An 18,205-nucleotide genomic window follows, 5' to 3' on the forward strand; every position below is an offset into this window, starting at 1 on the left:
GAACGCGCGACAGAAATCGGCTCACGCAGCCGTGAAGCAGTTATCGACGAACAGATGGGCGCCGTTGACGAAGCTCGCGTCGTCGCTGGCGAGAAAGAGGGCGGCGCGTGCGACTTCTTCCGGCGCGCATAGACGGCCCTGCTGCACCGACAACGCCGCCTCACTTGCATCGAAGCCATAGTTCGCGAGCGCGCTGATTTCGCGGCGTCCATGCGGGGTATCGATGAAGCCTGGGCACACGGCGTTGCAGCGGATCCCACGATCGCGGTACTCGACGGCGATTGCACGCGCAAACATGGCGCAGGCGCCCTTGGTGGTGCAGTACAGCACTTCGAGCGGCGTCGCCGCTACCGATGAAATCGACGCCGTGCAGACAATCGATCCGCCGCCCGCGGCGAGCATGTGCGGCAGCACCGCGCGCGTCATCATGAACATGCTCTTCACGTTGACGTTCATCAGCCAGTCGTAGTCGTCGTCGGTGGTATCGAGAAACGGTTTCACCACGATGCTGCCGGCGTGATTGAAGAGCACGTCAATGCGCCCGAAGCGGGCAACGATGCTCGCGACGGCGGCGTCCACGGCGGCGCGCTTCGATACGTCGGCCATGAAGAGCTCCGCGACGCCGCCCGCCGCACGAATGCGCGTGACCACTTCCTCGCCCGCATCCCCATTGATATCGACCACGGCCACGCGCGCGCCTTCCTGCGCGAACAGTAGCGATGCTGCGCCACCTGCACCCGTTGCGCCGCCCGACACGATCGCGATCCTGCCTTCCAGCCGGCCCGTCGTTCTGCCCATATACGCCTCCCGTTCCCGTTCGTTTCTTGCGGACAAGGTAGGGGTGGCAAAAACGGGCGACTATCCAAAATTGGCAAAAACATTAAAACTCCGTAAAAATTGCCCACTGACGGGCGCTGACCCGGCCAGCGGCGCATGCCGGATGGTTCGCACCCTTCGATGTTTTTTGGTCGTCTACACTGGTCAGCACGGAGCCTTATGGAGCGTGTCATCAGGAATCGGGAGAATCGATGGAGCCGGTCTCTCAGCCAAACCGGGCAGTGCAGATCCGCAGCTGCCGCAATATCGACGAGCAGGCGCTGCTGCTCGACGCCTGGAACCAGAGCTACTGCCAGATCTCGCGCGGCGTCTTTGACGGCTCCGTGAGCCTGTTTGGCGCAGGCGGCGTCAAGGTGCTGGTCGAGCGGCTGAACCGGACCGTGTACCAGCGCGGTCAGGTGTTGCCTTCAAGGCTCGCCGTGGGCATTCCGTTCGAGCTTGAGGGGCATGCGCTGCTGTGCGGTCAGACGAGCCATCGCGACGGCCTGCATCTGTTTTCGGGCGAGGGCGGTTTCGAGTTCCTGTCACCCGACAGGCATGTCGTGGTGAATCTCGAGATTGAGCCCGACGCCATTCGTGACGCCGTGGCGCGCTCGCAGCTCGATGACATCCGCACGCTGCTGGGCGCGAGGCCTGGCGTGCTGAATGTCGATCCCGTCCAGCTGCAGGCGTTTCGACAGGTGCTGAAGCAGATCCTCGATACCGTTTCGGACATGCCTGCCTTGCTCGACGACACGGGCGTCGCAGCGGCGTTCGAGAAGTCCGTGATTTTCGGTCTCGCGGATGCGCTGCACGATGTGCGAGCTTTCGATTCACAGGGGCATGTCGAAGCGCGGCATGCGCAGGCGCGGCTTGCGCGCAGCTGGCAACTCGTGCGGCGCGTCAGGGATCTCGTTGAAGCGTCACCGGAATGCCCGCTGTCGGTGGCGGATCTGTGCGCGCGGTTTCGCGCGAGCCGGCGGACCTTGCAGTACGCATTCGAGGAGACTCTCGGCGTCAAGCCTTCCGCCTACATCCGCGCCGTGCGGCTCGACCATGTGCGCCGCGAGTTGCGTCATGCCGGATCGGTAACCGAGGTCGCCACCCGTTGGGGGTTCTGGCATTTCGGGAATTTCTCGAGTGAGTACCGCGGGCAGTTTGGCGAATTGCCGAGTGATACCTGGCGGCGGTGGAGAGCACAGGCGGCATAGCGAAGCGCCACCGCACACCCGCGTGGTCACGATCCATCTGGGCGCAGCAGGGAATGCAGGGAATGTTAAAGCGGCCCAGCCCACATTGCGCCCGCTTGCGCTACCCGGATCGTGTCTCGCAGTGCTCCTCTTTGGCGCGGCATCTATCTGGCATGTCTGCCGCGGTTCCGACACCCGGCTTTCACATTACTGAAGTGCGTTATCGACCGCGAGCGTCGGCGGCATGTCGGTCTCTACCGGCGCCAACGCTGACTATATTGATGCCTGACCGCAACGCCCTGAATCGAGAGATCCCTGGCAGAACATAACTGGTGAGGGTGCGGCGGAGGTTGCTGCCGGTCAACTGAAGGCAGATGCGCGCGTGCGGCGGCCCGCTATGGGATGAATATTTCCTGGCGGTGCCAGTTAAGGTAGGGTTTGAGGTCGTCGAAATGTCGTATGCGCAACTGCATGTTGCGGTCGATCCCGAGGTGCACGCGCTGTGCGTCTGTCAATCTCGAACTGATGCAGATCTTGAAATTGTCGTCAAACGTTATATATCCGCGGTCGAAAAGACGATCAAGCGTCGGTACCAACAGCAGGCCATTCGATACGCTGACACGCTCTTTCGCAACTTCGCACCTGCTCCACGGCTTGATGTGGCTCGCCGTGAGCAGTTCTTTGAGTTTGACGTTCGTGACGGAACAGCCGCCCCAGCGCTCGAAAAGCGCATCACGATAGGGGCCTTGCCCCACGCGAGCCTTGATGACAGCATCGCGCTCCGTGTCATCGAGCGTCTGGACAAACTCCTGGAGCAAGGGATCATCACCCAGGTCTGCAATTCCCGACTCCTCGTCTTCGACGCGACGCTCCGGGGGCAAACCACCGCGAACCAGGCGATATCGACCGCTAGTATCGTCGTATTCGTGGACCCACCAGGTTTCCGGGTCCAGCGCGCGCGCCGAAACCTCTGAGCCTCGATCGGCCTCGGCTTCATCAACGTCATCCCCATCCACAAGGATCACCCGAACGGGCTGCGTGTGCTTCAGCGCGGACTGAATTGCCAGATCCAGCTTCAGCGATTGAAAGGTCCACCGCTTCAGATTTCCACGTATATCGCTATGCCGTTCTCCGCGATCGCGATCAAGCAGACGCTGGCGGTACGCCCGATCGTTTCCGACATAGAAAGTACCGGCGTCTGTTATGGTCAGCGCGTTGAACCATATGCAGGCCACGAGAGGTTCACCGTCCTTGCCCGGAAACACCCACGCTGTATTTCGTGACGTGTTCATATTCGGCCTGACGATCACGCGATTGTCTTTTGTCAGGCCCCACGCGGACACGTCTTGTCCCGCCTCAATCAGCAGTTCGCGCACCTGGCGTGGGCGGGTCGGGCGAACGGGGGGAAATGGCTCGCTCATCACGAGTGAAGACTGAAAAGTCTCAGTGTGCTCGCTGGGTGGGCCGTGCGGGCTCATGATTATTTCGCGCCGGCGCGAATTCCCGCTGTGATAAAGCTCACAAGATGCTCCGTTTTGGCTTTAGACATCCCAGCTTTTATCTTGCCCCCAGAGATGCGCTCAATTCGTCCGTCGAGTGCGCTCATAACCAGGGCGCCAACCGCGAATAAATAGGCCCAATGCGCATAGCCAGAGCCTTGACGCGGAAGCACTTCGCTTATCGCCTTGATGAACTCTGCGGCGAATGGATCGAAAAAGTCCCTGACGATCCCACGTTCAGCTTCGCGGGGGTCGGACGCCTCACGCGCAACAAGCTTCGCGTACGCCAGTCCTGCTGCTGTATTCTGATTTTCCATTACCGGCAGCACGAACGCTCGAACGATGTGCTCCAGCAGATCTTCTCCTCTCGTCAGCGGCGCGTGAAGCATCGTTAGCCGGGAATCGAGCACCGTTTTCCTGCGCTCGAACAAGGCACGGTACAAGTTCAGCTTAGTCTCAAAATGATAGACGATTAGAGGCAAGCCGACCTCGGCAGCCGATGCAATATCGCGCATCGATACGCCATCGAAGCCACCTTCGGCGAAAAGGCGCTCGGCTACGTCAAGTATCCGCTCGCGTTTGGACACCTCGACAGCTTTCGGTGGAGTTTGTGCGGTCTTTTTCCGACTGATCTCTTTTCCTGGTGCTTCGTTTGACCGCATGGCGTCTCCGCGTTGGTGTGCCTCGATTGTACCGATGAATGAAGCTCCGCTCAGTACCCCCGGCAGTTTACACCATTCACCCTATGCTGTACGATCGTACAGTCAGTTATGAGCTGGGGGTAAGCATGACTTTGCCTTCCTCCCGGACCTTAAATCGAGCCTCGCTGGCATGCGATTTCAACGCCGCGGCACGCGGCAATCCTCGAGGCAGCAAGGCCTTCAAGTTGGTCATGCACATCAGGAGCGGCAAAACATGGCACGAAAATTCGTCGATCTCTCAATTTTTCTGGAAAACGACGTCATTTCCGACCCGCCGGGCTACGGGCCGAAAATCGAGTATCTGACTCATGAGGCCACAGCAAAGGACGTCGCCGACTTCTTTCCAGGACTGCGGCCATCCGATCTGCCTGACAGCGAAGGGTGGGCGATCGAAAACGTTCGGCTAAGTACCCACAACGGCACACATCTTGATGCTCCATACCATTTTCACAGCACGATGAATGAAGCGACGGGGAAGCGTGAACGGTCGATCACCATCGATGAGGTGCCCCTGGAGTGGTGCTTCCAGCCGGGTGTGAAGCTGGATTTCACCGCGTTTGACGACGGGTACGTCGTTAGTGCGATGGATGTCGAGGCCGAGCTTGCGCGGATCGGTCACGAACTTAAGCCATTCGAAATCGTCGTGGTCAACACGCGAGCTGGATCGCGATACGGGCATCCCGACTACGTTTCGAGTGGTTGCGGTATGGGGCTAGAGGCGACGATGTACCTGCTGGAGCGGGGTGTCCGTTTGACGGGAACAGACGCGTGGAGCTGGGACGCGCCTTTTGTGCACACAGCTAAGCAATTTGCCGCGACTCACGATGCATCATTGATCTGGGAGGGTCACAAGGCAGGGCGAAATATCGGGTATTGCCATCTGGAGAAGCTCCATAACCTTGAGTCGCTACCGCCTGACGGCTTCTTTATCTCATGCTTTCCGCATAAAATCAGGGGTGGCTCCGCAGGCTGGACCCGCGCAGTTGCGATCTTTGACGACGCGCTCAATGCTGATGTCTGAGCCAACCTAACGCTGCGGGAGCATCATGAATTTGAATCACACGCACGAGTTGTCACGACGCAGTTGGTTGGCGTCAGCAAATGAAGTGGGCACCGATTTCCCCTTGCAAAACCTGCCCCTGAGCGTCTTTCGCCGCCGGAACAGCGCGGAGCCTTGGCGTGGGGGCGTGGCGATTGGTGATCAAATTGTTGACCTCGCAGCCTTGGCGCAGACGAACTGTTCGCGGGGAGAGGCCGCGAAAGCAATAGAGGCTGCGGCCGCGCCGAAACTTAATGGATTGTTGGATCTGGGGCCGAATGCGTGGCGAGCGTTACGTCACTCGCTCTTTGCGCTTCTTGAGGTAGGCTGCACGGATGAGGCAACAGTGCGGGCAACGCTCGTGGCACAGGGAGAAGCCGAATACACAGTCCCTCTCAATATTGGTGACTATACAGACTTCTATACTTCGTTGGACCACGCGCTGAATTGCAGTCGCCCTCTCGGGACAACTGTTGGCGCAAATTTTGATTGGCTGCCTATCGCTTACCACGGTCGGGTGTCGTCGATTGACGTTAGCGGTCAGCAAGTCTACCGACCGATGGGACAGTACGTGAGTAATGGGGCGTCGGTGCCCGTCTTTGGCGCATGCCAGCGGCTTGACTACGAGTTGGAGATCGGCGCGATAATCGGCACAGGAAATTCTCGTGGGACGCCTATTCCGCTTGCCGAAGCACAAGAGCACATTTTTGGGCTTTGCCTGCTTAACGACTGGTCGGCCCGCGATGTCCAGGCTTGGGAGATGCAGCCGCTTGGGCCTTTCCTCTCCAAGAATTTCGCGACGACTGTATCCCCTTGGATCGTAACGACGGAGGCGTTGTTACCCTACCGCGAGGCATGGTCGCGCGTTGCTGCACGGCCGCAACCGTTAGCGTATCTGTGTTCACCTTTCAACCGCGCGTGGGGTGCTTTCGACATCAACCTGGAAGTGTCAATTCTCGGCGCGCAGCAACTGGCGAAAGGGCTCCAGCCTCGTTCCCTGACTCGCACCAGTTTTCGACACCAGTACTGGACGCTGGGGCAGATGATTGCGCACCACACCATCGGCGGTTGCAATCTCCAAAGTGGCGATTTGATCGGGAGCGGAACAATCTCCGGCCCGTCGGAAGGCGAAGCCGGTGCGTTGATTGAATTGACGGAAGGCGGAGCCAAGCCGGTGGATATCGGTCATGGTGAGACACGCCGTTTCCTCGAGGACGGTGACACCGTAATCTTTCGCGGGTGGTGTGAGCGAGAAGGATACGCCCGCATCGGTTTCGGGACCAACTATGGTACCGTGCTGCCGTCGCCGGTTTGCGACTGACGTTAAGTTCCCGTTTGATTACTTCCCGCTGGCGAGACCCCTGCTCAGCGGGGAGTAACATCAATACTCGCACATCCCGAAGCAAGTGTCACTGACCGGCATATTCGAGCCATTCCGGGATCGGCGTAATCGAGCCACCGGATGATCGCCGCAATCGAGCCAGTGCATGATCGGCGCAATCGGGCCACTCGATGATCGGCGTATTAGAGCCACCGCAGGATCGGCGTAATCGAGCCACGTAGCGGGCTCAGTGTTCTGTCGGGCGGCAGCCCGAAACGCATTTCGAATTTCCACAACCCGGTACCTTCAGGCTTTTTGCCCGGAGGGCCGATGAGTCGAAGGAGGTTCGAAGTGTTTGAGTATCGACAGGTTCTGGCGCGCATGCGTCAGGGCGATTCCGACCGTGACATTGCCAGCGCACGCCTGATGGGGCGTGGGAAGCTGAAGACCGTCAGGCAGGTCGCGCTCGCTCGGGGCTGGCTCGATCCCGGTCGGCCCTTGCCGGACGACGCCGAACTGGCAGCGATCTTCGGACGCAATCCGAAGCTGCCGCGTAGCTGCGTCTCCACGATTGAACCGTTTCGCGATCTGGTGCGCGGCTGGTATGACGCCGACGTGCAGGGCACGACGATCTTCAACGCGCTTCAGCGCAACCACGGCTATACGGGCAGCTATTCGGCAGTGCGGCGCTTCCTGCTGCACCTGAAGGCCGAGCGCGGCGCGAGAGCGACGACGATCCTGGAGTTCGCACCGGCCGAGGCCGCACAGGTCGACTTCGGCGCCGGTCCGGTGCTCACGCATGAGTCCGGGGTTCTGCTCAAGACATGGTTCTTCGTGATGACGCTGTGCTGGTCGCGTCATCAATACGCCGAGGTCGTGCTGGATCAGACGGTCGAGACGTGGCTGGCCTGTCACCGGCGCGCCTTCGAATGGTTCGGTGGCCGCGTCGAACGCGTGATCATCGACAACGCCAAGTGCGCGATCACAAAGGCGTGCATGTACGACCCCGAGGTACAGCGCTCGTACGCCGCGCTGGCCGAGGGGTACGGCTTCCGGATCGATGCATGCCCTCCACACGATCCTGCGAAGAAGGGCGTCGTTGAGGCCGGAGTCAAATACATCAAACGATCCTTCGTGCCGCTGCGCGAATTCCGCGATCTCGCCGACGCCAACCGTCAATTGCGCGACTGGGTGATGCAGCAGGCCGGCACGCGCGAGCACGGCACGACGCGCGAGCAGCCGCTTGCACGTTTCGCCATCGAGAAGCCACTGCTCGCCAGACTGCCCGATGTGCCGCCAGTGCTGGCCGTATGGTGCGAGGTCAAGGTCCATACCGACGGGCACGTCGTCTACAAGAAGGCACTGTATTCGGTGCCGTTCACGCTCGTTGGCAAGCAGCTGTGGCTGAAGGCGACCGACACGGTCGTGCAGGTGTTCCACCGCCATGAGCTCGTCGCGACCCATCCGCGCCTGCGCAAGCCCGGCGATCGCCACACGGTGCGTGACCACCAGCCGCCTGAAGCGCAAGCGTGGCTCGAGCACGATCCACAGTGGTGCCTGGCGCGGGCAAAGGATATCGGGCCAGCCTGCCACGCGCTCGTTCTCGCGATGTTCAACGACAAGGTGCTCGTCAACCTGCGCGGCGCGCAGGGCGTCTTGAGGCTTCGCGAGAAGGTCGGCGATCAACGGCTGGAGGCTGCGTGCGAGCGTGCGCTCGTGTTCGCCAGCCCCAAGTACCGCACTGTCAAGGCGATCCTCGACAAGGGGCTGGACAGCCAGCCCACCGCAGCACCAGCGCCGACGCCGGCGCCTGCCGACACCTATCTGAACGGCGGCCGCTTCGGCCGTGACCTCCATTCCCTTCTGATCCATTGAACGCCTATGCATCCCAGTCCAGAACTGAACACGATCCTCAAGCAGTTGCGCCTCTCGGGCATCCTCGACTCGCTCGAGCAACGCAACCGTCAAGCCATCGACGGGCAACTTGCCTACACGGAGTTCCTCGCCACGCTTCTGCACGACGAGGTCGCGCGGCGAGAGCAGAAGAAGCTCGGCGTGCGGCTCGCCCGCGCTGGCTTCTCCCTAGGCAAGACGCTCGAGAACTTCGACTTCGACCGCGTGCCCAAACTCAACCGCGCTCACATCTATGATCTCGCCGCCGGCCGCTATATCGACGAGAAGGTCTGCGTGCTGATGGTCGGCCAAACCGGCGTCGGCAAGTCGCATCTCGCGCAGGCCCTGGGCCACTGCGCCGCACGCCAGGGCCGCGATGTCCTGTTCATCACGCAAACCGAATTGCTCAAGAAGCTGCATGCAGCACGGGCGACTGAGCTCTATGAACGCAAGTTGCAGCAGTTCGTGCGCGTTCCGGTGCTGATCGTCGATGACTTTGCACTCAAACCCCTGCGTGCGCCCCACGACGAAGACTTCCACGACCTGATCGCCGCCAGGTATGAGCGCGCGGCAACTATCCTGACGTCGAATCTCGACTTCAGCGAATGGGGCGACGCATTCCCCGACAACCGCATCCTCGGTGCTGCCACGCTCGATCGGCTACGGCACGGCGCCTACCGTGTCGTCATTGAGGGTGAGAGCTTCCGCAAGCCGAAACCGATGCCCGAAAACGGCGAAAACGTGGTTGCAAAATCAGGCAAAAAAACGCATTCTTGAGTCCCTTCGAAATCGCGTTTCGGGGCCATTCCAGGTGGCCTCATTACGCCGATCATCCCCGGCTCGATTACGCCGATCCGTGACAGCAAGGGAGGTTTTCAGGTGAGCTGCGCGGAGTCCACGTCTGGGCGTTCGAGCGTCAATCAATAGTCGTCGAGCCGTCGGCTAATTTGGCCCGGCCTCGATGCAGCCGCAATGGTTTTAGTTAAGAATAGTCTGGAATCCGCATGGCCGGTCGTTCCGGTCCCGATGGAAAGACACACCAGTTTCCATCTCGATGGCGAAAGAAGAACATCTCCTTCGAGCCTGTTCCGTTGTCTGCGGTAACACACGCATAACGCCCAATCGCGGATCGCCCATAGTGTCTGACTCTGAAACCCCGCTCAGGGTCCGGCGACAACCAATAATGGACCATTGCCCTTAACGATCGTCCTTCTCTTTCCATTGTCCCTCTCCACCTACTTCAACGTCATCACTTCCAGAACGGGTTCAAGAGGAGTGGTCGGGCTTTTAGCCCACGACGCTACTGACCGGGATTATTTTGGTTGTGTTGGTATGCGGTGAGTCCGTCGAATCGACGGCCCAGCACTTCGTTGTTGGCGATGCCCCTGCCAGCTGGAACAACTTTGCGCAGTGCGGCGAGAACTTCTTACGACGAGATATCTTTGTCGAAATGGGCTCCGGCATTCGCGGAGGCGACGCACGTTGCACCGTGCGTACTTTGGAGCCTTGCAGTCGCCCGCTGCCGGCCGGCAGTTTGCCTGTGAACTAAGCCATCTCTGCGAGTATCCTGGCCAATTCATCGGGCCTGTTGTTCGCGACCATGTGATTGGTATCTATCTCGAGATACCGCCATGCCGGAGAATCCTTAGCGTGCCGGGCGGCCCGCCAAAACGCTTCGTTTCCGATATCCCCTTCCGGCGCCAGTTTCGCCTTAATGTAAGTTCTTTTGAACGGAAATGACTCAAGGGCCTGTGAAAGGAAAACCGGCTCCGTGAACGTCCCGATTGGTTGCGTCGTTCGCCGGGCGTTCATCCATTCAGCTTCGGCGGGGCTGTCAAATTCGCGAGTGGGACCATTCAAAAGCCAATCCTGCCCGAGTTCGACCTTTGTACGGCCCTCGCGCCCGATGTGTGAACTGACCGTTTCTCCACTACTCGGGACGAATGCATCAAGATAGACCAAGTGGGAAACACGCGCTGCGATGTGCTCGAGCGCGCCAGTCACGACGAAGCCCCCGTAAGAGAAGCCCACGAGGATGATGTTGTCCAGGTCCTCGTACAGTATGTGGTTGACCACGTCACGGACGTGCGTTCCAAGACCGACCTGGGGACTAGAGAGGTGTACGCGCTCACCAACGCCGGTCAGATTGGGGGTCGACACTTCATGTTGCTCAGCGCGGAGCAGCCGACGAACATGACGGAAGCCATTTGCGCCGCCCCATGCGCCGTGAACTAATACATACGAACTCATTCGAATTCTCCTGACTTTTTTGAACGGGTGAAAAAGAAAAATGGATCGTGCAGAGATGCGCCACTGGTCCCGGTCGGCCCTGGCGATTCGGGCTATCCTCGCAATGAGTAAGCTGAATGCACAGCTAATCGGGCGCGGGTGCAGCCTCTATCCTTTCCCCGTCGCGATGGGTCCAGCAAGCATTTCCGAGTCCTGCTGGTCAATGCGCCCGAACCGCGGTAGCCGAAGTATTGTGATAGCACTGATTGCACGCAATGCGGCCGCAGCCCATAACGTAGTTCTGTAGTTTCCTGACATATCAAATGCCCTGCCTGCGGCGGCGGGTCCAATTGCGCCGCCGATTGCGAACATCGAATAAATGACGGAGTACACGAACCCGTACCGTAACATTCCGAAATAACGGGCCGTCAAGTAGGCCATCAGATCGATTTCGACTCCTAAGGAAAGTCCGGTCAAAGCGGCGGCGAGAGGAGCCGTGGTAGTTCCAGTGAAGAGTAGTAATACGAACGAAATGGAAGTTAGCAAGAACATGCATGCCGCAACGTAAGGCGCGAACAGATGGTCGACGAGATAGCCGGTCGCCAGGCGCCCAACGATAGCCCCGATCCCGACGAATCCAGCCACGCTCGCGGCGGCGAGCGCGCTCAGTCCAGCGTCGCGAAGCATCGGCACCAAGTGAACGATGACGGCGCCTACAGCGATAGCGACAGCTGTGAACGCGATTCCGATAATCCAGAACACAGGCAACCGAAAGACGCTGGTATCTACCATTATCGTTTGCTTGCGAGCGGCAGAAACTTTTAGTCCACGGGTGAAATGCAGGACAAACGGCCACGCGACCAGCACCAATATTGCAAGTGTTACGTACCCGCCGCGCCAACCGTAAGCTTGAATGATGGTGGCCAAAAGCAACGGCAATCCAGCGGTGGTGACGGCGACACCGGACATGGCAATGCCCAGCGCCAAGCCTCTCGCTTTATCGAAAGCGCCCGCCACAATGTGCGTATATACGACCGGAGTAGCGCCCAGCCCGAGAAGTGCGGCAAGTCCGTAGAGGCTCTGGAAAGCCAGAACGGATCTTTCGCAGCGGCTTATTGCGAACAGTACGGCCGCCAGAAGGGGAATCGAGAGGAGCGCCAGCTTCCTAACGCCGTAACGGTCGATCAATACTCCAAGCCCTGGCGCCGCGACCGACAGGACGACGGTCGCCAATAAATACGCCATTGATATCTCGCCGCGGTTCCAACCAAATTCAGAATGCAGCGGCCCAATAAAACTGCCGAGACTGTAAAACATGATTGGAACCAGGCCCACTGCGCTCCCGACGGTAGCTGTTAACAGCAACGACCACCCACGACGAAATTCTGCTAGCTTGCTTACCGCGCGCTCCATACATTACCTCCCATTGCAATTTCGGGTCGAAAGCACCGGCCCCGTGCCACCTTTCGGTTGCACCGGGATGGCCTCGGTAACATCCTGCTGTTCCTTCGCCTCTAGCGATCGCGTACACGTCGGGGAGGCGAGCGGATGAACGAGAAGGCCTGTCAGAAGACGTGGCGAATCCCGACAGTCGCACCGAGCGTGGTTCCTTGCACGCCGTAGAACGCGCCGTTGATAGAGAGGCCGGTGTTCATGGCACCGTGGTTGTTCACGGCGGCGAACTGCGAGTAAAGTGCCGTTCGCTTCGAGAGGTTGTATGTTGTCCCTACCGCTCCCATGATCGAGTGATTGGTGGTGTGATTGCGATCGCTCGCATAGTACACTCCACCGTTAATGTTCAACGCGGGCGTCACATAGGAATCCAAGCCGCCGCTATATACATTCTCATTGAACGATCCCGCGACCTTGTAGTTTACAAACTGCACTTTCGCAGTCACGACGCCGAAGTTGTACGTCAATCCAATCGTGCGACCCCAGAATTCGACCGTTGAGGGAACGGGAGTCTGTGCCGTACCACCACCCTTGCCAGAGTACACGGCGGCGTTGACCAAAAGGCTGCCATTCTCGTATTTCAAGCTAGCCGAATACTGCCGACCGGCCTGGAAATTGCCTGGCTCGCCACCGAATGCAAACAGAACGCTGCCTTGAAAGCCATATAACGTCGGGCTCGTATACGTGATCGCGTTCGAATTGAACATGCCGGTAACTAGAACTTGATCGGCGTAATGGATCACTCCGCTTCCGAACTCGCTTAAGCGGCGCGCATCAGTCTCATAGAGCGCGATGAAAAATGGCGAGAACTGCAAGCCGGCGGCTACGGAGCCGTAATCGCTATCCAGTCCGACGTATGCCTGACGGCCAAAGAAGTTGCCGTTTGAGTCGTTTAATCGACCGGTCATCATACTGATACCGCTTTCGAGCTTGAATTTCACCTTTGTGTTTCCACCAAGCTCCTCCGTGCCCGTTATTCCGAAGTTCGACGGCGACATTCCGGTGCTGATTGCCGAGAACTGATGGCCGGCGTTTTGGCCGGTAGTTTCGTTGAGCGTCTTGCTGGTGTACAGAAGGGCAGCGTCCGTCAAGCCATAAAGGGTTATGCTGCCTTGTGCGTAGGCCACGGCATGTGAGAGAGAAAAACCGCCAGCGATAAGAATTCCGATAACGTTTTTGCGGCTAACGATACTTTTTCGCACGATGCTCATGGTGTGATCCTTTGGTGGTCTCTGGATTTGATTAAAATATGTGAATCAATCGAATGAAAAACTTTCGACTGGCTACCGTCTGGTCCTGCGATTATTGAGTAAGATATGTTTTTAGATATATAGGTATACTTAGTAAATGGCGTAAATCTTGTCGCGATCTTGGTCTAGTGATCTACCGGGGGTAGCTTAAAAGTCTCAGACAGATACCAACGCTAGAATCAAAGGACGAAGCACGCTTCGTCCAACCATTGACGATCGCAAATCCGAGCGATATGACTCGCTTGGTCGTCAAGCGAATGCTCAATCGTTTCAAGCAGCCCGCAATGCCCGGGCGAATTGTGTCGCCGCTCACGTCTCCGTCCGTCGCGCGTGCGCGGGCACTTCTTGACTCAAGACCGGTTAATAGACTCGCTCCACTTCTCTCACCGTCGCAGGAATTTTAATTTCGGAACTGACTGTACGTGTGTCTAGTTTGGAGCGTCAAATTGTGGCTTTCCCGTAGGTAGCATTCCTGGTCAGGTGCGGATGCTCTGCGGCCCCGGAATGATCTCGACGTTGATCAAGCCCTGATGGTCGGTTACCGAATTCGAAGGGGCGTCTCACGGCGCTCAGGTCGATGCTTCCGTATGGCCGGTACCTTCGCGGCCGATAGCGTCACGTTTTTCCATGTAGGGCCATCTCAAACGATTCTTGACTGCACAAATCACGGATGCGTACAATTGACTTGACTGCACGTACGTACAGTATCCAGATGGCGAGTAGAGCAGGCAGACAAAGGGCGGTGCACGCTGGACATGCCGCGGCGCTGGCGCTTTCCGTGGCGTCGAAGGAGGCTGCCGTAGCGGCGCTGGCGCTCCGAAGGTGTCTGCAAGGTATATGTGATGCGGTCGTACGCCGCAGGAAAGGCGTGGTCGCAAAAGTTGAGAGCCGAAGCGGCATACCACCAACTGTCATATCAATCCGGTGCGGAAGAAGGGCGCCAGGAGACGAGGAGAGAAAGCATGGTCTACGCAGTTCAGCGTGAGGAAGGGATGGTCGTCGAGCGTGATGTCGCGATCACAATGGATGACGGCATCGTCCTACGCGCCGACGTATTTCGGCCCGACCGCGACGGGTGCTATCCCGTTCTTATGACCTATGGTCCCTATGCGAAGGGGTTGCACTTCGAAGACGGCTTCCCGTTTCAGTGGAACATGCTGACCAAAAATCACCCCGAGGTGATGCGTGATACAAGTTCCCGTCACGCCAACTGGGAGACGGTCGACCCGGAGCGTTGGGTTCCGCATGGATACGTCTGCATTCGCGTCGATTCTCGCGGGTCCGGGCAATCCCCGGGCTTTGTTGACCCATTCTCGGAACGCGAAACCAAGGATTACTTCGACTGTATCGAATGGGCTGGCGTACAACCGTGGTCTTCGGGAAAAGTTGGCTTGCTGGGCGTCTCGTACTTCGCACAAAATCAGTGGCAGGTCGCTGCACTCCGGCCACCACACCTGGCTGCAATCTGTCCATTCGAAGGGGCCGCTGATCTCTACCGCGACGCCATCCGTCACGGCGGTATCCTTTCCACCTTTCAGTTGCAATGGTACCCACGGCAGGTTGAGAGCGTCCAGTATGGGTTGGGCGAGAATGGACCGCGAAGCCGTGTCACGGGTCAGCCAGTCGCCGGCGATGAAACGTTCGATGCGGAGACACTTCGCGCCAACCGAACCGATCTTGAGCACGATCAATTGAGTCATCCGTTGCTTGACGAATGGTTTGAGCGTCGGGTCCCTGATTTGTCGCGCATCGAGGTGCCACTACTTTCATGCGGGAACTGGGGTGGGCAGGGCTTGCATCTTCGAGGTAACGTCGAGGGCTTTGTCCGTGCGGGATCGCAGCAGAAGTGGCTTGAGATGCACGGGCTGGAGCACTGGACCGAATTCTATACCGACTATGGTGTCTCGCTTCAGAAGCGCTTCTTCGACCATTTCCTGAAGGGCGCCGAGAATGGTTGGGATCTTCAACCACAGCTCCAACTTCAGTTGCGCACAACGACTGGTTTCATCCAGCGGCACGAGCATGAATGGCCCCTGGCTCGCACCCAATGGACGAAACACTACCTCGACGCGGCGGCCTTTACGCTGGAAGACCAGGTTCGCAGCGAGGAATCAAACACTTCGTTCGTTGCGATGAGAGATGTAGTTACGTTCAACGCAGCGCCGTGTGACACTGAAACCGAGATCACGGGTCCGCTCGCAGCAACGCTCTACGTTTCTTCGACGACGGAAGACATGGATCTCTTCCTTACCTTGCGGTTGTTCGACCCGGAAGGGAAGGAAGTACTTTTCGCCGCCGCCGTCGAACCGAACGCACCAGTTACGCAGGGCTGGCTTCGCGCTTCCCATCGGGAGCTCGATTTGGAGAAGAGCACGCCGTGGCGGCCATGGCGTGCGCACAAATCCACCGAGCCCATCGTCCCGGGGCAAGTCTATGAGCTGGCAATAGAACTTTGGCCCACATCGATTATCGTACCGGCCGGGCACAGGCTGGCACTCACGGTAGCGGGTCACGATTTCGATCACGGACTCCCGGAACCTATGCCGCAGATCTACGGTCGGTCACAGCGCGGGAGCTCGGTATTTCTCCACAACCATGATGAGGATCGTCCGAGTGCCCTGTTTGGAGGCACAACGAAGATCTACACTGGGACGCAGTACCCGTCGCATCTGCTCCTGCCGGTGATCCGCGGCTAGTCTACGCGGCGATCGCATTCTGCGCGACATTGCGCAGTGTGCGAAACATCAGCGAGGGACCAGTAAATCGCGTGTTCGTAAGCGACCTCGCAAGGACGTGCTGGAGAGGATGCAATGAGCTTCAGGCATGACGAAGCGTTCGAGGGCGCGCTGCCAACCGTCGATCGCGTGTAACTCACTGCCGAGCTGCGTGCGGGTGCGCCCGAAGTCGATATCTTGACCGGGCGCGAAGATCTACCTGGTATGCTCGCTCACCTCACCGCACTGATCTAAGCGAATCCATTCATGCGGTCCGCAGGCATGAGACACATTTGACGACGCTACGATTTGGCGAGTCCTACGTTTATTTCAATCTGTGGACTCTCTGCGATGACAGACCTGGCGGATTCGGTCGAGCTGATCTTCGAAGGGAAACAATTCAAATGAGTCGGTCGTCCTTGCGCATATCTGGAGACAACCAATGGTGAGTATGTTTGACGAAGGCCTTGAACGACGTGAGGCGAATCACGTTTCGTTAACGCCGGTGGACTTCGTTGCGCGAGCGGCGCAGGTATACGGGGACCGCCTCGCGATTGTGTATGGAGACCTCCGACGGACGTGGGAGGAAACATATGAGCGGGCCGTGCGTCTCGCGAGTGCGTTGGAGCAGACAGGCGTGGGTAGGGGCGACACCGTCGCGGTACTCTTGCCCAACATCCCGGCGATGGTGGAAGTCCACTACGGCGTGCCAATGTTGGGTGCTGTACTCAACACGCTGAACACGCGGCTCGACGCATCGTCGCTAGTGTTCATGCTGCGTCATGGCGAGGCGAAGGTCTTCGTCGTTGATAGCGAATTCAGCGATGTCGCGCGTCGCGCGAGCGCGGAATTGCCAGAATTAAAAGTTGTCTGCGTAAGCGACGTCACCCCAGCGGAACTGCACCGCTTTCCTCGCGCGATTGACTACGAGGATCTAATAGCATCCGGCGATCCGAAATACATGTGGTCGCCGCCGACGGACGAGTGGGAAGCGATCGCTCTGAACTACACCTCCGGGACGACAGGAGACCCCAAGGGCGTTGTTTATCATCATCGAGGGGCGTATTTGAACGCCATCAGCAACATTCTCGAATGGGATATGGCGAAGCACGCCATATATTTATGGACCCTGCCAATGTTTCATTGCAACGGCTGGTGCTTCCCGTGGACGATCGCCGCCCGCGCTGGCGTCAACGTCTGTCTGCGAAGGTTCGACGCGAAAATGGTCTACGACCTGATTCGCGAAGAAAATGTCACCCATTATTGTGGTGCGCCGATCGTTCAAGGCGCTCTCGCGAACGCTCCGGAGGAGTGGCGAAAAGGAATTACGCACCGGGTATCGACGATGGTGGCGGGTGCTGCACCGTCACCAACCGTCATTGCGAGAATGGAGGAAATCGGATTCGACCTAACGCACGTCTACGGCTTGACGGAAGTGTACGGTCCAGCTGCGGTGTGTGCGAGGCAGGAGCGCTGGGCTACGTTCAGTCAACAAGAGATTGCGCAGTTGAATGCGCGACAAGGCGTGCGTTACCACTTACAGCGCTCGGTCAGCGTAATGGATCCTGATACGCTGGCACCGGTAGCGAACGATGGAGAAACGGTCGGCGAAATCATGTTTCGAGGCAATATTTGCATGAAGGGCTATCTCAAGAACGAGTACGCGACCGAAGATGCCTTCCGCGGCGGCTGGTTCCACACCGGTGACCTAGGTGTAATGATGCCGGACGGATATATCCAAATCAAAGATCGGAGCAAGGACATCATCATCTCAGGCGGAGAGAATATCTCCAGCATCGAGATCGAAGACACGTTATACAGGCATCCCGCTGTCGAAGTCGCCGCGGTTGTTGCAATGCCCGACGAAAAATGGGGTGAGGTGCCTTGCGCATTTCTCGAACTGAAAGACGGGGCTAATGTAAGCGTGGACGAGCTTGTCGCGCATTGCCGGTTGTTTCTGGCAAGTTTCAAACTTCCCAAATCGATCCGCTTCGGTGTGTTGCCGAAGACATCGACGGGGAAGATTCAGAAAGGCACGTTGCGTACTATGCTCAAGCAAGAGCTCGGACGAGCCGACGGATAGCAGCACCCTTCGATCGTG

At 58.4% G+C, this 18,205-nt stretch carries 13 protein-coding genes; 7 read left to right on the top strand and 6 right to left on the bottom strand.

The window, feature by feature from the left end; translation table 11 throughout:
• Window positions 1-21: 21 nt before the first annotated feature.
• Window positions 22-798, bottom strand: a complete 777-nt coding sequence (locus QEN71_RS35630) for an SDR family NAD(P)-dependent oxidoreductase (protein WP_201651747.1) — start codon at window positions 796-798, stop codon at window positions 22-24.
• 230 nt (window positions 799-1,028) lie between these two features.
• Here QEN71_RS35630 and QEN71_RS35635 point away from each other — a divergent pair, with 230 nt between their 5' ends.
• The gene (locus QEN71_RS35635; protein WP_201651745.1) at window positions 1,029-2,027 is read left to right on the top strand and encodes a helix-turn-helix domain-containing protein; all 999 of its coding nucleotides are present in this window, start codon (window positions 1,029-1,031) and stop codon (window positions 2,025-2,027) included.
• Window positions 2,028-2,401: 374 nt separating this feature from the next.
• Here QEN71_RS35635 and QEN71_RS35640 read toward each other — a convergent pair whose 3' ends face one another.
• The gene (locus QEN71_RS35640) at window positions 2,402-3,484 is read right to left on the bottom strand and encodes an HNH endonuclease (RefSeq protein ID WP_201651743.1); all 1,083 of its coding nucleotides are present in this window, start codon (window positions 3,482-3,484) and stop codon (window positions 2,402-2,404) included.
• Window positions 3,485-3,486: 2 nt separating this feature from the next.
• Window positions 3,487-4,167: a TetR/AcrR family transcriptional regulator gene (locus QEN71_RS35645; protein WP_201651741.1), complete on the bottom strand. Its 681-nt coding sequence runs from the start codon at window positions 4,165-4,167 to the stop codon at window positions 3,487-3,489.
• A 253-nt stretch (window positions 4,168-4,420) separates the two neighbouring features.
• Here QEN71_RS35645 and QEN71_RS35650 point away from each other — a divergent pair, with 253 nt between their 5' ends.
• The 4 genes from QEN71_RS35650 to istB all read left to right on the top strand — a co-directional run bounded on the left by QEN71_RS35650 (window position 4,421) and on the right by istB (window position 9,236).
• Window positions 4,421-5,227: a cyclase family protein gene (locus tag QEN71_RS35650; RefSeq protein WP_201651739.1), complete on the top strand. Its 807-nt coding sequence runs from the start codon at window positions 4,421-4,423 to the stop codon at window positions 5,225-5,227.
• A 25-nt stretch (window positions 5,228-5,252) separates the two neighbouring features.
• Window positions 5,253-6,566, top strand: a complete 1,314-nt coding sequence (gene fahA, locus QEN71_RS35655; RefSeq protein ID WP_201651737.1) for a fumarylacetoacetase — start codon at window positions 5,253-5,255, stop codon at window positions 6,564-6,566.
• A gap of 351 nt (window positions 6,567-6,917) precedes the next feature.
• Window positions 6,918-8,441, top strand: coding sequence for an IS21 family transposase (gene istA / locus QEN71_RS35660; RefSeq protein ID WP_201662938.1), 1,524 nt, complete (start codon window positions 6,918-6,920; stop codon window positions 8,439-8,441).
• Between the two features lie 6 nt (window positions 8,442-8,447).
• Window positions 8,448-9,236 carry an IS21-like element helper ATPase IstB gene (gene istB / locus QEN71_RS35665; RefSeq protein ID WP_201662941.1) on the top strand — a complete coding sequence of 263 codons (789 nt, stop codon included), beginning with the start codon at window positions 8,448-8,450 and terminating at the stop codon, window positions 9,234-9,236.
• A 768-nt stretch (window positions 9,237-10,004) separates the two neighbouring features.
• Here istB and QEN71_RS35670 read toward each other — a convergent pair.
• The 3 genes from QEN71_RS35670 to QEN71_RS35680 form a co-directional block, all read right to left on the bottom strand.
• Complete coding sequence (locus QEN71_RS35670; protein ID WP_201656466.1) at window positions 10,005-10,709, bottom strand: alpha/beta hydrolase; 705 nt, start codon at window positions 10,707-10,709, stop codon at window positions 10,005-10,007.
• A 147-nt stretch (window positions 10,710-10,856) separates the two neighbouring features.
• Window positions 10,857-12,101: an MFS transporter gene (locus QEN71_RS35675; RefSeq protein ID WP_267909734.1), complete on the bottom strand. Its 1,245-nt coding sequence runs from the start codon at window positions 12,099-12,101 to the stop codon at window positions 10,857-10,859.
• 152 nt (window positions 12,102-12,253) lie between these two features.
• Window positions 12,254-13,351: a porin gene (locus QEN71_RS35680; RefSeq protein ID WP_201656472.1), complete on the bottom strand. Its 1,098-nt coding sequence runs from the start codon at window positions 13,349-13,351 to the stop codon at window positions 12,254-12,256.
• Window positions 13,352-14,352: 1,001 nt separating this feature from the next.
• Here QEN71_RS35680 and QEN71_RS35685 point away from each other — a divergent pair.
• Both QEN71_RS35685 and QEN71_RS35690 read left to right on the top strand, forming a co-directional pair.
• Window positions 14,353-16,086 carry a CocE/NonD family hydrolase gene (locus QEN71_RS35685; protein WP_233472017.1) on the top strand — a complete coding sequence of 578 codons (1,734 nt, stop codon included), beginning with the start codon at window positions 14,353-14,355 and terminating at the stop codon, window positions 16,084-16,086.
• 460 nt (window positions 16,087-16,546) lie between these two features.
• The gene (locus QEN71_RS35690) at window positions 16,547-18,187 is read left to right on the top strand and encodes an acyl-CoA synthetase (RefSeq protein WP_201656475.1); all 1,641 of its coding nucleotides are present in this window, start codon (window positions 16,547-16,549) and stop codon (window positions 18,185-18,187) included.
• Window positions 18,188-18,205: the final 18 nt, after the last annotated feature.

This window comes from Paraburkholderia sabiae (assembly GCF_030412785.1).
Classification (GTDB): domain Bacteria; phylum Pseudomonadota; class Gammaproteobacteria; order Burkholderiales; family Burkholderiaceae; genus Paraburkholderia; species Paraburkholderia sabiae.

What these genes read in the sequence shown, in the direction of transcription:
- QEN71_RS35630 (WP_201651747.1), bottom strand. Translation starts at nt 798, where the DNA reads ATGGGCAGAACGACGGGCCGGCTGGAAGGCAGGATCGCGATCGTGTCG.
- QEN71_RS35675 (WP_267909734.1), bottom strand. Translation starts at nt 12,101, where the DNA reads ATGGAGCGCGCGGTAAGCAAGCTAGCAGAATTTCGTCGTGGGTGGTCG.
- QEN71_RS35670 (WP_201656466.1), bottom strand. Translation starts at nt 10,709, where the DNA reads ATGAGTTCGTATGTATTAGTTCACGGCGCATGGGGCGGCGCAAATGGC.
- fahA (WP_201651737.1), top strand. Translation starts at nt 5,253, where the DNA reads ATGAATTTGAATCACACGCACGAGTTGTCACGACGCAGTTGGTTGGCG.
- QEN71_RS35680 (WP_201656472.1), bottom strand. Translation starts at nt 13,351, where the DNA reads ATGAGCATCGTGCGAAAAAGTATCGTTAGCCGCAAAAACGTTATCGGA.
- QEN71_RS35650 (WP_201651739.1), top strand. Translation starts at nt 4,421, where the DNA reads ATGGCACGAAAATTCGTCGATCTCTCAATTTTTCTGGAAAACGACGTC.
- QEN71_RS35690 (WP_201656475.1), top strand. Translation starts at nt 16,547, where the DNA reads ATGGTGAGTATGTTTGACGAAGGCCTTGAACGACGTGAGGCGAATCAC.
- QEN71_RS35635 (WP_201651745.1), top strand. Translation starts at nt 1,029, where the DNA reads ATGGAGCCGGTCTCTCAGCCAAACCGGGCAGTGCAGATCCGCAGCTGC.
- QEN71_RS35685 (WP_233472017.1), top strand. Translation starts at nt 14,353, where the DNA reads ATGGTCTACGCAGTTCAGCGTGAGGAAGGGATGGTCGTCGAGCGTGAT.
- QEN71_RS35645 (WP_201651741.1), bottom strand. Translation starts at nt 4,167, where the DNA reads ATGCGGTCAAACGAAGCACCAGGAAAAGAGATCAGTCGGAAAAAGACC.
- QEN71_RS35640 (WP_201651743.1), bottom strand. Translation starts at nt 3,484, where the DNA reads ATGAGCCCGCACGGCCCACCCAGCGAGCACACTGAGACTTTTCAGTCT.
- istB (WP_201662941.1), top strand. Translation starts at nt 8,448, where the DNA reads ATGCATCCCAGTCCAGAACTGAACACGATCCTCAAGCAGTTGCGCCTC.